Annotated in this window: 13 protein-coding genes; 12 read left to right on the top strand and 1 reads right to left on the bottom strand. The window is 51.5% G+C overall.

The features are described from left to right. Positions 1–12: 12 nt before the first annotated feature. The 11 genes from ccoS (at position 13) to ABD846_RS04930 (ending at position 10,086) form a co-directional block, all read left to right on the top strand. Positions 13–186: a cbb3-type cytochrome oxidase assembly protein CcoS gene (ccoS, locus tag ABD846_RS04980; RefSeq protein ID WP_344823297.1), complete on the top strand. Its 174-nt coding sequence runs from the start codon at positions 13–15 to the stop codon at positions 184–186. A gap of 6 nt (positions 187–192) precedes the next feature. Continuing rightward, positions 193–2,322 carry a cytochrome-c oxidase, cbb3-type subunit I gene (ccoN, locus tag ABD846_RS04975; RefSeq protein WP_344823294.1) on the top strand — a complete coding sequence of 710 codons (2,130 nt, stop codon included), beginning with the start codon at positions 193–195 and terminating at the stop codon, positions 2,320–2,322. 6 nt (positions 2,323–2,328) lie between these two features. Next, complete coding sequence (locus tag ABD846_RS04970; protein WP_344823291.1) at positions 2,329–2,496, top strand: CcoQ/FixQ family Cbb3-type cytochrome c oxidase assembly chaperone; 168 nt, start codon at positions 2,329–2,331, stop codon at positions 2,494–2,496. 5 nt (positions 2,497–2,501) lie between these two features. Continuing rightward, positions 2,502–3,671, top strand: a complete 1,170-nt coding sequence (locus tag ABD846_RS04965; RefSeq protein WP_344823288.1) for a cbb3-type cytochrome c oxidase N-terminal domain-containing protein — start codon at positions 2,502–2,504, stop codon at positions 3,669–3,671. Positions 3,672–3,695: 24 nt separating this feature from the next. Next, positions 3,696–5,093 (top strand): cytochrome c oxidase accessory protein CcoG, encoded by a 1,398-nt coding sequence (gene ccoG / locus ABD846_RS04960; RefSeq protein WP_344823285.1) that lies wholly within the window; start codon positions 3,696–3,698, stop codon positions 5,091–5,093. 19 nt (positions 5,094–5,112) lie between these two features. Next, positions 5,113–5,544, top strand: a complete 432-nt coding sequence (locus tag ABD846_RS04955; protein WP_344823282.1) for a FixH family protein — start codon at positions 5,113–5,115, stop codon at positions 5,542–5,544. Positions 5,545–5,552: 8 nt separating this feature from the next. Then, positions 5,553–6,260: a sulfite exporter TauE/SafE family protein gene (locus ABD846_RS04950; protein WP_344823279.1), complete on the top strand. Its 708-nt coding sequence runs from the start codon at positions 5,553–5,555 to the stop codon at positions 6,258–6,260. A gap of 73 nt (positions 6,261–6,333) precedes the next feature. After that, complete coding sequence (locus ABD846_RS04945) at positions 6,334–6,537, top strand: hypothetical protein (RefSeq protein ID WP_344823276.1); 204 nt, start codon at positions 6,334–6,336, stop codon at positions 6,535–6,537. A gap of 38 nt (positions 6,538–6,575) precedes the next feature. Continuing rightward, positions 6,576–7,421, top strand: a complete 846-nt coding sequence (locus ABD846_RS04940; protein ID WP_344823273.1) for a sulfite exporter TauE/SafE family protein — start codon at positions 6,576–6,578, stop codon at positions 7,419–7,421. Positions 7,422–7,493: 72 nt separating this feature from the next. Next, the gene (locus tag ABD846_RS04935; protein WP_344823270.1) at positions 7,494–8,606 is read left to right on the top strand and encodes a vWA domain-containing protein; all 1,113 of its coding nucleotides are present in this window, start codon (positions 7,494–7,496) and stop codon (positions 8,604–8,606) included. A 19-nt stretch (positions 8,607–8,625) separates the two neighbouring features. Then, positions 8,626–10,086: a sigma 54-interacting transcriptional regulator gene (locus ABD846_RS04930; RefSeq protein ID WP_344823267.1), complete on the top strand. Its 1,461-nt coding sequence runs from the start codon at positions 8,626–8,628 to the stop codon at positions 10,084–10,086. A gap of 39 nt (positions 10,087–10,125) precedes the next feature. Here the strand turns inward: ABD846_RS04930 and ABD846_RS04925 are convergent, their stop codons facing one another. Then, entirely contained in the window at positions 10,126–11,577 is a 1,452-nt protein-coding gene (locus ABD846_RS04925) for an aminoacyl-histidine dipeptidase (protein WP_344823264.1), read from the bottom strand. 1,539 nt (positions 11,578–13,116) lie between these two features. Between ABD846_RS04925 and ABD846_RS04920 the strand changes: the two genes are divergently transcribed. Next, positions 13,117–14,007 (top strand): hypothetical protein (locus tag ABD846_RS04920; RefSeq protein ID WP_344823261.1); only part of this gene is annotated, 891 nt, incomplete at its 3' end.

Genomic DNA, 14,007 nt, shown 5'->3' with positions numbered 1-14,007 from the left:
ACAATCAATCTCATGTACATCATCATTCCCATTGCAATCGTCAGCATGCTGATCGCCGGAGGCTTTCTGGTGGCGCTGCTCTGGGGCCTGCGTACGGGTCAGTACGAAGATGATTTCGGAGCGGCCAACCGTATGCTGTTCGATGACTCCAAACCGGATACCACCGGCACGAATAAGAAACAATAATTACCTATGCAGATACAACAATTTCAGTACGACAACAGGATTCCGAAGTTATTCGCGGTGGCTACCATTTTCTGGGGCGCCGTGGGTATGCTTGTCGGGGTGCTGGCAGCATTTCAGTTGGCCTTCCCGGTCCTGAATTTTGGCATTGAATTCACTTCCTTCGGACGTATCCGTCCTATCCACACCAACGCGGTGATCTTCGCATTTGTGGGTAACGGCATCTTTACAGCCGTCTATTACTCCATGCCGCGCCTGCTCAAGACACCGATGTGGAGCAACCTGTTGAGTAAAATACATTTCTGGGGCTGGCAGCTGATCATCCTCGCTGCCGCGCTTACGCTGGCTATGGGATATACCACGGCAAAAGAATATGCGGAACTTGAATGGCCGATCGATATTGCGATCACGCTGGTATGGGTGGTTTTCGGGATCAATATGTTTGGTACGATCCTTACCCGCCGCGAACGTCACCTGTATGTGGCCATATGGTTCTTTATCGCATCCTGGGTAACAGTAGCCATGCTGCATATCGTCAATTCATTCGAGCTGCCGGTAAGCTTTATGAAAAGTTATTCCTGGTATGCCGGTGTGCAGGATGCGCTGGTGCAATGGTGGTACGGTCATAATGCGGTGGCTTTCTTCCTGACCACTCCTTACCTCGGGCTGATGTATTACTTTCTGCCCAAAGCAGCCGGCCGGCCTGTATACTCTTACAAACTCAGTATTGTGCACTTCTGGAGTCTGATCTTCCTGTATATATGGGCCGGACCGCACCATCTGCTCTATACTGCTTTGCCTGAATGGGCACAGTCGCTCGGTACCACTTTCTCCATTATGCTGCTGCTGCCCAGCTGGGGCGGTATGCTCAACGGGTTGTTCACACTGCGTGGCGCCTGGGATAAAGTACGTGAAGATCCGGTGTTGAAATTCTTTGTGGTGGCAGTGACCTGTTACGGAATGGCCACTTTTGAAGGTCCTACACTTTCGCTGAAAAACGTAAATGCTATTTCGCATTACAGCGACTGGACCGTGGCACACGTACATATCGGTGCGCTGGGCTGGAACGGATTCATGACTTTCGGTATGATGTACTGGTTGTTCCCGAGATTATTCGACACAAAGCTCTACTCGAAAAAACTGGCATCCACACACTTCTGGATGGGTACGCTCGGAATTGTGCTGTACGCGATCCCTATGTATTGGGCGGCTTTCCGTTCGTACTTCATGATGAAAGCTTTCACGCCTGAAGGACAATTGCAGTATCAGTTCATCGATGTGGTGCAAACTGTTGTTCCTTTCTACGTGCTGCGTGCAATCGGCGGAACGATCTATCTCGCCGGTGTGTTCCTGATGGCATACAACCTTATTAAAACAGCAAAAGCCGGACGCTTTGTGGCTACAGAAACAGCCGAAGCCCCTGCTCTTGAAAAAGTATATGTTGCTCCGGCCAAAGCTCATTGGCACTCATTTTTCGAAAGAAAGCCCATCCTGTTGCTGGTACTCAGTTTGATTGTTGTAGGTATCGGCGGGCTTGTGGAAATGGTGCCAACCTTCCTGGTGAAAACCAACGTGCCTACGATCAGCAGTGTGAAGCCTTACACACCGCTGGAATTGCAGGGACGCGATATCTACATCTCCGAGGGTTGTTACAACTGCCACTCGCAGATGATCCGCCCCTTCCGTTACGAAGTTGCCCGTTACGGCGACTATTCGAAAGCCGGAGAGTTTGTGTACGACCACCCGTTCCAGTGGGGTAGCAAGCGTACCGGTCCGGACCTCGCGCGCCTCGGCGGTAAATATCCCGACAGCTGGCATTTCAACCATATGCTCGAACCGGAGTCTATGTCTCCCGGATCGATCATGCCGAAGTATCCGTGGTTGTTTGAGAAGAATATCGATGTTGCATCCACGCGTTCCAAGATCCATGCAATGCGTCAGCTCGGGGTTCCTTACCCCGAAGGTTATGAAGCAATCGCCGACCAGGATCTGAAACAGCAGGCAGAAAAGATTGCGGCAGGATTGAAAGATCAGAAGATCAATATTCCTTCCGACAAGCAGATCGTCGCTCTGATCGCTTATCTGCAGCGACTGGGTAAAGATGCCCGTGCCGTTTCCAAACCAGTATCACAAAATTAGACAGCTATGAAATTCACATACTATTTGGAAAAGATCTCCGGTGTGAGCGTCTATCCTATCTTTTCACTGGTCACTTTTGTAGTGTTCTTCCTGCTCGTCACTTTCTGGGTAATGGGTAAAGACAAAAAATCAATCGAACATCTCGAAAACCTTCCTTTCGAAGACAATAAATAGCAACAATGATGTACCAAATTTCGAAACGTTTTATATTATCGACCATAGCGCTTTTCATGATTTCCGTAGCGCAGGCTGCACCGGACGCAGGTTCCGCAGCTGCCGCAAGTGAGTTCACCATGAGCATCAATGATGTGCTGGTGGGCTGCGCTGCACTGCTCCTGCTGATCATCTTTGTCCTCGGATATACGTTGCGCTCCTCTGTGCTGTATTACCACAACCGGAGGAAAGAAGAGTCTGCGAGACAATCGGGTAAAGGTGCTGCGACAGTGCTGCTGTTGTTACTGTTGCTGAGCGGCGGTTCTGCCTGGGCGCAGGAAGTTGCCGATGCGGGTGCTCCGGCAGTGACCGAATTCAAAGATTCCGAAATGCTGCGCTGGATATTGTACACGGTACTAACACTGGAAGTGCTGGTGATATTGCAGTTTACCCGTATGATCCGTTTCTTCACAGGGGTGGAAGCATTCAGCCGTTCTCAGAAAAAAAGCCGTTCCCGTTCTTTTACGCTCGGTCGTTTCTGGGAGAAGATCAACCGGTTCAGACCTATCGAAGAGGAAGCTGGTCTCGATACGGGGCACAGTTACGATGGTATCCGTGAACTGAATAATGTTACGCCTCCCTGGTTTATTGCGGGCTTTGTGCTCACTATCGGATTTGCAATTGTTTACCTGTGGCGCTATCACGTATCGGAGACAGCTCCGCTGCAAATAGAAGAATACACTATAGCTGTTGCTGAGGCAAAGGCGGAACATGAAGCATTCCTGAAAACGCAGGCCAATAACGTAGACGAAAATAACGTTGCCGTATTGGATGCAGACGGTATTGCGGCAGGACAGGCGCTGTTCACCGCGAACTGTGTGGCCTGTCACGGGGATAAAGGCCAGGGAGCAGTAGTAGGGCCCAATCTGTCGGATAAATACTGGCTGCACGGCGGCGGTGTCAAAGACATCTTTAAGACAATCAAATACGGCTGGCAGGAGAAAGGTATGAAGTCCTGGAAAGATGATTTCTCGCCGAACCAGATCGCACAGCTTGCCAGTTTCGTGTATTCGCTGCGCAATACGAATCCTCCGAACCCTAAGGAGCCGCAGGGTGAGCTTTATGATGAGGCAGCTGCTTCGCCCGCGAAAACTGATGCAGCGGCTGTTGCCGACAGTGCTGCTACCGGTAAATAATACAACTTACTAATATAGTTTCAGGTGAAAAGTGAAGATGATAATCAGAGTGCTGAATTCCGGAATAAGATCAGCACGGTAACCAAAACCGGCAAGCGGCGTTGGATATTTGCGGAAAAGCCGTCCGGAAAATTTTACCGCTTACGGAATATCTTTTCCTGGTTCTATTTCATCGTGTTCTTTACGTTGCCTTTCATCAAAGTGAACGGAGAACCACTGATGATGCTGAATTTCCCCAAAGGAAAATTTGTGGTGCTGGGGAAAATATTCTGGCCTCAGGATTTCTTCATCTTCGCTGTGGCAATGATCTCCGCAATCATTTTTATTGCGTTGTTCACGGCTGTTTGGGGACGCCTTTTTTGCGGGTGGGTTTGCCCGCAGACCGTTTTTCTCGAAATGCTGTTCCGGAAAGTGGAATGGCTGATCGAGGGAACCTACACGCAGCAGCAGAAGCGCGATGCCGGACCCTGGACCACAGACCGTGTTGTGCGCAAAACGATCAAGCATATCGTATTCCTGTTCCTGAGTTTCTGGATATCGCACACTTTTCTCGCGTACATCATCGGGGTCGACGATCTCTGGAAGATTATCCGGGAGCCGGTTTCCGATCACCTGATCCTGTTGTTCGGACTTGTTTTCTTTTCACTGCTGTTCTATTCTGTATTTGCATTTGCACGGGAAATTGTCTGCACTGCGCTGTGTCCTTACGGACGTCTTCAGGCGGTATTGCTGGATAAGGATACGATGAAGATCGCCTACGATTATGTACGTGGCGAACCGCGGGGTAAGGCGAAATCCGGAACAACCGTCGGCGACTGTATCGATTGCAATAAATGCGTGCATGTTTGTCCTATGGGTATCGATATCCGCAACGGAGACCAGATCGAATGCACGGGCTGTACCGCATGCATTGATGCCTGCGACAATGTAATGCTGAAAATCAACCGGGAAACCGGCCTTATACGCTATGCGTCCGAGAACCAGATCCGGCATCGTAAGCCGTTTAAGGTCACTACGCGTATCAAAGCATATTCGGCTGTGTTGTTGTTATTGCTCACGCTCATCACCACCCTGATCCTGAAGAGCCACAGTGTGGACACACACATCTCCCGTGTGAAAGGACAGTTGTACCAGGAGTTGCCGGGCGACTCGCTCAGTAACCTGTACAATGCCGAGGTGCTGAACAAGACCCGGGAGGATGTGCCGCTGAGCTTCCGTGTGGAGAACCTGCATGCCGAAGTGAAGATGATCAGCTCAAAGGCCACCGTAGCTTCGAAAGAGAAGGTGAACCTGATCACATTTTTTATTGTGCTGCACAAAAATCAGATCCACAGCCGTACCACGAAGCTGAAGATCGGGGTATACCAGGGAGACCGGAAAATACAAACTGTAAAAACGACCTTCCTGGGGCCGTTCATGTAACCTTTAAACAAACTGTATTATGAATTGGGGATATCGCATTCTGATTGTTTTGCTTGCTTTTCTGGGAGGAATATTCTTCATGGTAAGCATTGCCATGAGACAGAGCAACGAAATGATGGATGAACAATATTATAAAAAGGAACTAGTGCATCAGCAACTGATCGATGCCGCTGCAAACCTGTCGCGGCTGAATGGGTCGGTACAGCTGAAAGACAGCACCGGATCTGTGTATGTGCAATTGCCGCAGTCTGCTGTTGCCGATTCCGGCAGTATAGCTTTTATACGTCCTTCCGATAAAAGTATGGATCGTGAAGAAGCGCTTGCTTCGGGTGCATTCAGCCATGCATTTTCCAAGGCGCGCCTCCACGAGGGCCTCTACCTTGTACGTGTGCAATGGTACAGTAATGGTACGCCTTATTTTTTCGAACAGAAATATTTTGTAAGCGAATAGCATCCGATATGTGGTATCAGATCATAGCGGGAATGGGTATCGGCCTTGCGGGCAGCTTCCACTGTGTGGGCATGTGCGGTCCGCTGGCTTTGTCGATTCCGTTCCGGGGCGATACACTTGCCGAACGGGTTGCTCAGATCGTTATGTATAATCTCGGCCGTGCCGCTACTTACGCATTACTGGGAGCCTTTGCCGGCTTATTGGGCGGCGGTGCGCTCCTGCTCGGTTTCCAGAAATACCTTTCCCTGGCGCTTGGTGTACTGATCCTTCTTTGTCTGCTGCTGCCGCGGCTGGCACAAAAGATCGCTCCGGGTGTGCGTTTCCCGGGTTATGAGCTGGTGCAGCGCGCACTGGCGAAGCGTTTCCAGGCACAGCCGCACTGGTATTCTTTTTTCGTCACCGGTATGCTGAACGGACTCCTCCCCTGCGGCCTGGTATATCTCGGACTTGCTGCGGCCACCGCAACCGGAGCTCCGCTGCCTGCCGCGGCGCTTATGTTCTTTTTCGGACTGGGTACCTTCCCGCTGATGCTGGGTTTCCTGATTTTCGGGCAAAGCATTCCGGTTCATTGGCGTTTAAAAATGCGTAAGGCCGTTCCTGTTTTCGTGTTTTTTACGGCGGTGATACTCATCTGGCGCGGTTACTCCGTACATGAAGCCCGTCCCGCTACACATGAGCTGCCCCGCGTTGAGTGTCATAAAATAAGCCTTCGCTGATCCATTTTGAGATAGCTTTCACTATTGTGTGTATCATTTAATACGACCTTCATCTGTATTAAAAGCCACCTATATGCAAGAAGAAAAAAAAGGTTTCCCGCCACTTCCCTCTAAAGATGTGCCGCAACCCGGACATAAGGAAAATACAGAAGTTCAGAAAGAACAGGAACAGATCAGAGAAGCGCCGCGTAAAGAGGAGCCTGCATCCAAACCTGAAGTACCTGCCGAGCCGCAGCCTGCTCCGGAAATAAAACCTCCGCAACAACCGGGTCATTAAGCCGGGATTGTGCATCTTTGCACCTCAAATACTGGCTGATGCTTTATTTCCTCGCCCTGATACTCATAGGTTTTCTGATAGGCAGCATTGGTACCCTCATCGGTGCCGGAGGCGGTTTCCTGCTGGTGCCTTTGCTGCTGATCTTTTTCCCTGCGCTTGATCCTGAAGTGGTTACCGCAATCTCCATAGCAGTGGTCGCCGCAAATGCTGTTTCAGGAACCTTTGCCTATGCACGGGGTAAGCGTATCGATTACCGCGCGGGGCTGATGTTTGCTCTGTTCACAATTCCGGGGAGCATTCTCGGCGTGTATATAACCAATTATATACCCAAGCATTGGTTTCAGGTGATTTTCGGAGCCCTGCTTCTGGTATTGTCAGTGTACCTGTTCGTCAAAAACCGCAAAAAAAATGTTGCGCAGAACGCTTTGCCGCAGCATGCAGCAGGCGGCAACTGGAAGCATAGTTCCATTACCGACAAATCGGGACATACCTATTCGTACACTTACAATCAGCTGCATGGTATTATTATCAGCGTGCTCGTCGGCTTCATATCTCCGCTGCTGGGTATTGGCGGAGGAATCATCCATGTGCCCGCAATGGTGCAATGGCTTCAGTTTCCCGTATACGTAGCCACAGCCACTTCTCACTTTATACTGGCGATCATGTCTTCGGTGAGTGTGGGGGTGCATATTGTAAACGGGCACTACAATGATCCGGAGGTACTGCGTATGGTGATTGGTTTTATCATCGGTGTATTGCCCGGGGCACAGCTGGGCGCTTACCTGTCGCACCGTATTTCCACCACTGCAATCATCCGCGCGCTGGCTGTTTGTCTGGCACTTGTAGGTGTGCGCATCCTGTTTTCAGCAATTGCCGCCTTGTAGCCATAAGCAAAGGAATTGTTAGTATTGGGATTTCTGATAAGCAGGGTCGTGCGGGATGCCTAATTTTAGGTAATGGAACACCGGAAAGGATTTGTATTCGGGCAGTATCTTCCTCCCGATCTCAGCCCCTTCGACAAACTGTTTGAAATATTCACGGAACTCATTACACATACTTCCGGGGATTTTGATGAGGCCATCAGCTGGCTGCGCGAGCTGGACGAAGAATATCAGCTGACAACCGAAGATTATACCATCGACGATTTTATTGAAGACCTGAAAGCCAAAGGCTATATCCGGGAGGAAATCCGTCCGGATGGCAGCGATGGTATGGGCATTACCGCCAAGACAGAAAGGAATATCCGCCAGCAGGCCCTGAAACAGATTTTCGGTAACCTGAAAAAAAGTGGTTCCGGTAATCATAAAACGAAGTACACAGGCTCCGGAGAAGAGCAGACGGGCGAACTCAGAGAATACCGTTTCGGCGATGCATTGGACCGGATCTCGCTTACAGAAAGCCTGAAGAATGCGCAGATCAATAACGGATCTGACGAATTCCGTCTGACTGAAGACGATCTCGTAGTGGAAGACGCGCAGTATAAGGCTCAGATGAGCACCGTGCTCATGATCGATATCAGCCACAGCATGATCCTATACGGTGAAGACAGGATCACACCTGCGAAGAAAGTTGCGATGGCATTGGCCGAACTCATCACCACGCGTTACCCTAAGGACACGCTGGACATACTCGTTTTTGGCGACGATGCCTGGCCGGTATCCATTGCAGAATTGCCTTACCTGCAGGTAGGGCCTTACCACACCAATACGGTGGCCGGTTTGCAGCTTGCAATGGATCTGCTGCGCCGGAAGCGCAATACCAACAAGCAGATCTTTATGATCACCGACGGAAAGCCCAGCTGCGTGCGCGAAAGAGACGGTACCTATTACAAGAACAGCTTTGGCCTGGATGAATATATCGTGGAGCAATGTTACCTGCATGCCCGACAGGCAAGAAAGCTGCATATTCCCATCACTACGTTCATGATCGCGCAGGACCCTTACCTGCAACAGTTTGTGGAACGCTTTACGGAAGCCAACCAGGGCAAGGCGTTCTACACAGGGCTGAAGGGGCTTGGCGAAATGATTTTTGAAGATTACGAAACGAACCGCAAGAAGCGGCTCAAATAAAAAAATATTTTTTACACGAATGAACTATCAGGATATAACCACACTCGGAGCCCTCAGGAATGCGGGCTACCAAACGAAACCGATCAAAGAAGAACTGCGCGACAACCTGCGCCGGAAAATGGCCGAAGGGGGCTCCGCTTTTGAAGGCATCTGGGGGTTTGAAAATACGGTAATTCCCGAACTGGAGCGCGCCATCCTGTCCCGGCATAATATCAACCTGCTGGGTTTGCGTGGCCAGGCCAAAACAAGGCTTGCTCGCATGATGGTGCAACTGCTGGATGAATGGATCCCTTATGTGTCCGGATCTGAGATCCACGACGACCCGTTCCATCCGCTTTCGCGCTATGCACGGGAGCTTGTGGCAGAGCACGGCGATAACACTCCCATCACCTGGCTGCACTGCTCAGAACGATTCTATGAAAAGCTGGCCACGCCGGATGTTACCGTTGCCGACCTGATCGGTGATATCGATCCGATCAAAGCCGCTCACCTGAAATTGTCTTATGCTGATGACCGCGTACTGCATTTCGGTATGATCCCCCGCGCAAACCGCTGCATCTTTGTGATCAATGAACTACCCGATCTGCAGGCCCGTATACAGGTGGCGTTATTCAATATCCTGCAGGAAGGGGATATACAGATGCGCGGGTTTAAGGTGCGGCTGAACCTGGATATCCAATTTGTATTTACTGCTAACCCGGAAGACTATACGAATCGCGGAAGTATCGTTACGCCGCTGAAAGACCGTATCGGATCGCAGATACTCACGCACTATCCCGAAACCGTACAGGTGGCACGCCAGATCACCGAGCAGGAAGCACGTCTGAACAATGAGCAACTGGAAACTGTTTATGTGCCTTCACTCGCCAAAGACCTGATCGAGCAGATCGGATTTGAAGCCCGCAAAAGTGAGTTTGTTGATGCGAAGAGCGGCGTGAGCGCCCGTATGAGCATCTCGGCATTTGAGAATCTGGTGAGCACTGCAGAGCGTCGGAGCCTGCGCAACGGTTCCGGTCGCACTACGGTTCGCCTGTCCGATTTTATGGGTGTGATCCCGGCTATCACCGGTAAGGTGGAACTGGTGTATGAAGGAGAGCAGGAAGGCGCAGCTATTGTAGCAGAACACCTGATTGGCGACGCGGTGAAAACGATATTTGAAATATACTTTCCCAAAATATCCAAGCTCGAAAAAGCCAGCGACAAAAATCCTTACCAGGAGCTGGTCGACTGGTTTGCGGAGAATGAACTGGAGCTGATGGATGAAGATGATGATGCGCACTATCATGAGCAGCTGGATAATGTTTGGCCGCTCGCGCAACTGATGAAGAAGTACCAGCCCAAGGTGTCGGATACGGATAAATACTTTGTGTATGAGCTCATCCTCTGGGCACTTACGGAATACAAGAAGCTAGCGAAGCGTCGCTTTGCAGAAGGCTTCCAGTTTAAAGACCTTTTGGGAGATTACATGAAGCGTCTCTAAAAAGAGAAGCGGCGGAATTGATTCCGCCGCTTTTTTATTTTATTGTTTCGGGATACGTTTCAGTGTCTCGAGAAAATATTTCCAGAATTTCTGAACGGAGCTGATCTGCACGCGTTCGTCCGGGGAATGCGCACCGGTAATATTGGGACCGAAGGAGATCATCTGCATGTCAGGATAATTCGTGCCGAGGATACCGCATTCGAGTCCCGCGTGAACCGCATTTACATGGGCTTTCCCGCCAAACAGTTCTTCATACAACGAACTCATAAGGCTTACGATTTCGGAGCCTGGCCGGGGTTCCCATCCCGGATAGCCGTTATCTGCGGTAATGCTTGCGCCACTGATGCCCAGAGCCGCAAAGATTGCGTTTGCCAGATCCTGCTTCTCACTGTTTACCGAACTGCGCGTAAGGCATTGGATCGAACATTGTCCGTCTTTTACGAGCACGCGCGCCACGTTGTTGGAGCTCTGCACCAGTCCCGGGATATCCGGGCTCATCCGGTAAATGCCATTCGGGCATGCGTAGATGCCTTGCAGCAGCAACCGTGCAAAGTCTGCGGGTAATACAGATGCCGGCTTTTCTGTCATCGTTGCCGTAATGCTGATAGCGGGATCGGTGTGCAGGTATTCATTGCGGATCTGTGCGGCGATTAAATTGAACGCTTCGGTAAATGCCGCTGCATCTTTACAGACGATCACTGCAGCTGATTCTCTCGGAATCGCATTGCGCAGACTTCCGCCGTCAATCGATGCGATTTCAAGTTCATTGCTCTTTGCCATTTCGTAAAGCACACGATTCATGATTTTATTCGCATTACCACGACCGAGATGAATATCACCTCCGGAATGCCCGCCGGTAAGGCCCTTTACGCTGATCTGCAGTGCATCGGAGCCGGATACCGGTACAGCAGTGTACGTTGCTTTTGCCGTAATGTCCAGTCCGCCTGCGCAGCCGATGGTCAGTTCCGTATCTTCTTCCGTATCGAGGTTCAGGAGGATAGATCCTTTCAGCAGTCCGCCTTCCAGTCCGAGTGCACCGGTCATCCCTGTTTCCTCGTCGATGGTAAACAGCGCTTCGAGGGGAGGGTGCGGAATATCGGTTGCTGCGAGGATGCTCATGATTGCGGCCACACCGATGCCATTATCAGCGCCGAGCGTGGTGCCCTTCGCTTTTACCCAGTCGCCGTCCACATACATCTGAATGCCTTGTGTATCGAAATTGAAATTGGTGCCGGCATTTTGCTGATGTACCATGTCCAGATGGCTTTGCAGCACAACCGTTTTCCGGTCTTCCATGCCTGCAGTTGCCGGTTTGCGTACGATGACATTTCCTACCTTATCTACAGTATGATCCAGACCGAGTCCTTCTGCAAAGCTGCGGATGAACGCGATCACTCTTTCTTCTTTTTTGGAAGCCCTTGGCACCGCATTCAGTTCTTCGAAATGCTGCCATAATGCAACTGGCTGTAAACCTGATAAAACCCTGCTCATAGATTTTTATGTTTTGAAACGCAAAAGTAAGCGTATTCCCGTCAATGCGATTCCGCACTCGCACACGCTGGTTTCCCCTCCCCGGAGGGGATAGGGGTGGGTTTCCCGTTGCGCGTCATTGCGACGAGCATATAGCCTGTGTGTAGGCAGCGAGGAAGCAATCTTTCATTCACGCCGCTCGCACACGCGTATTTCCCCTCCTTCGGAGGGGATAGGGGTGGGTTTCCCGTTTCGCGTCATTGCGAGACGCGTATAGCCCTTCACTGAGGCGCGTCGAAGCAATCTTTTTCGCAACGCCATTCTCCTCATTTTTCACAGACCCACCCCCGGCCCCTCCCCGTCCCGATAGCTATCGGGACGGGATTCGCTCCGTGTTGAGCATTGCCCATCTTTTCGCGTCATTGCGAGACACGCGCAGGCTCCGCGGTATAGCCGTCGAAGCAATCTTTCATTCACGCTGCTCGCACACGCTGGTTTCCCCTCCCCCGGAGGGGATAGGGGTGGGTTGTTTTTGTTATGGTGTCATTGCGACGAGCATATAGCCTGTGTGTAGCTATCGGGAGGGATTCGCTCCGTGTTGAGCATTGCCCATCTTTTCGCGTCATTGCGAGACACGCGCAGGCTCCGCGGTATAGCCGTCGAAGCAATCTTTCATTCACGCTGCTCGCACACGCTGGTTTCCCCTCCCCCGGAGGGGATAGGGGTGGGTTGTTTTTGTTATGGTGTCATTGCGACGAGCATATAGCCTGTGTGTAGCTATCGGGAGGGATTCGCTCCGTGTTGAGCATTGCCCACCTTTTCGCGTCATTGCGAGACGCGTGCAGGCTCCGCGGTATAGCTGCGTCGAAGCAATCGTTCATTCACGCTGCTCGCACACGCTGTATTCCCCCTCCCCCGGAGGGATTCGCACCGAACTGAGCATCCGCCCACGTTTTGGTGTTATTGAAGCCACCCCAATCCAAACCTTTGTAGTGTACAACCCGGTGTAAAATGGGTTGAAACAATAACATACACTACAAAAGGAGTGTGTGAAACGATGGCACGCGGAACGGAGTTTGAACTACACGACCTGTTTCCGGGCAGACGGGTTAAACATTTAAAACATATAAAAAATCAGTTGACTTAACTGCATTGTTTCAGATGTGCGAAAGCACCTTTTAAAGCCCGGGAATACAGTACCAACGCAATTGCGTTCGATGATCAAGCAAGCAAGTATATTTCCGATGCCCGGGCATAATACGCCCTCATGCGCCTCCATGCGGTTTTCCTATCTCCCGCAGGCGCCCCATCCCCTTTTCCGGATATCCCGGTCTCTCTGCTCGCTCTCATTCCGGCGCACTGCCCCCTGCGGTTACAGCCCGATCGCTGATCTGCTGTATTGCTTCCTGCAACTCATTCCTTCATCAACCATAAACACATGCGTATGCCCTATGAATTACGGGAGCTGCTGGCCCTCCCCCTGTCTGAGCGCTTAGCGATAGCCGAACAGACCCTGGCCCAAACGATTTCCGAATAATCAATTAAACAAAAACCAACAATATGAACAAGCAAGTCTACGCGTTATCCGCGTGTATGCTGCTGCTTTGCAGCAGCGGGGTGTATGCCCAGAGTAAAATGAAAGACGGAACGATCAGTTCGTCAGCGCTTCCGAATGCGAATGCGATCCTGGACCTGGAGAGCAACCGTAGGGGTTTACTGCTGCCGCGCATCGCGCTCACCGCCACGAACAGCGCGAGTCCGCTGAGCGCCCATGTACAGGGAATGGCTGTGTACAACACCGCCACGGCAGGCAGCGGCAGCACCGCCGTAATACCGGGCTACTATATCAACGACGGCACGAAATGGATCCGCCTGATCTCCAAAGGGGAGGTAAGCCTGGCAAATACAGCATTGAGCAGCAGCACCACACCGGCCGGTAACAGTATCGGGGATATGGTGTTCAATACTACAGCAGTGGCAGGCCCGCCCGCCATCCCTGCAGGCCCCGTATTCTGGGACGGCAGCAGCTGGCAGCCGGTCGGAGCAGATGCAGCCGTAGGGAACGAGGTGCTGAACGCAACTACAAATAAAGGACTCACACGTGCGGGCTCCGGCACAGCCGCTTCACCCTTTACGCTCGGACTCACGGACGGTACCGCCACCAACCAGACAATGGTATGGGATGGCTCCAAATGGGCACCGGGCAGCGCAGGCCTGACCACTACCGCACTTACGAGCAGCACCAGTCCTGCGGGAACGAATGTGGGCGATATGGTGTTCAACACTGCAGCGATAGCAGGCCCGCCCGCCATACCGGTTGGACCGGTGTACTGGGACGGCAGTGCCTGGCAGCCTGTAGGTGCAGATGCAGCCGTAGGCAACGAGGTACTGAACGCAACCACGAATAAAGGACTCACACGTGCAGGCTCCGGCACAGCCGCTTCACCGTTC

The organism is Rurimicrobium arvi (genome assembly GCF_039540495.1).
Classification (GTDB): domain Bacteria; phylum Bacteroidota; class Bacteroidia; order Chitinophagales; family Chitinophagaceae; genus Rurimicrobium; species Rurimicrobium arvi.
The sequence above is the reverse complement of the archived record's forward strand: the minus strand, read 5'-3'. Positions and strand labels throughout refer to the sequence as shown.

What these genes read in the sequence shown, in the direction of transcription:
- ccoS (WP_344823297.1), top strand. Translation starts at nt 13, where the DNA reads ATGTACATCATCATTCCCATTGCAATCGTCAGCATGCTGATCGCCGGA.
- ccoN (WP_344823294.1), top strand. Translation starts at nt 193, where the DNA reads ATGCAGATACAACAATTTCAGTACGACAACAGGATTCCGAAGTTATTC.
- ABD846_RS04970 (WP_344823291.1), top strand. Translation starts at nt 2,329, where the DNA reads ATGAAATTCACATACTATTTGGAAAAGATCTCCGGTGTGAGCGTCTAT.
- ABD846_RS04965 (WP_344823288.1), top strand. Translation starts at nt 2,502, where the DNA reads ATGATGTACCAAATTTCGAAACGTTTTATATTATCGACCATAGCGCTT.
- ABD846_RS04955 (WP_344823282.1), top strand. Translation starts at nt 5,113, where the DNA reads ATGAATTGGGGATATCGCATTCTGATTGTTTTGCTTGCTTTTCTGGGA.
- ABD846_RS04950 (WP_344823279.1), top strand. Translation starts at nt 5,553, where the DNA reads ATGTGGTATCAGATCATAGCGGGAATGGGTATCGGCCTTGCGGGCAGC.
- ABD846_RS04945 (WP_344823276.1), top strand. Translation starts at nt 6,334, where the DNA reads ATGCAAGAAGAAAAAAAAGGTTTCCCGCCACTTCCCTCTAAAGATGTG.
- ABD846_RS04940 (WP_344823273.1), top strand. Translation starts at nt 6,576, where the DNA reads ATGCTTTATTTCCTCGCCCTGATACTCATAGGTTTTCTGATAGGCAGC.
- ABD846_RS04935 (WP_344823270.1), top strand. Translation starts at nt 7,494, where the DNA reads ATGGAACACCGGAAAGGATTTGTATTCGGGCAGTATCTTCCTCCCGAT.
- ABD846_RS04930 (WP_344823267.1), top strand. Translation starts at nt 8,626, where the DNA reads ATGAACTATCAGGATATAACCACACTCGGAGCCCTCAGGAATGCGGGC.
- ABD846_RS04925 (WP_344823264.1), bottom strand. Translation starts at nt 11,577, where the DNA reads ATGAGCAGGGTTTTATCAGGTTTACAGCCAGTTGCATTATGGCAGCAT.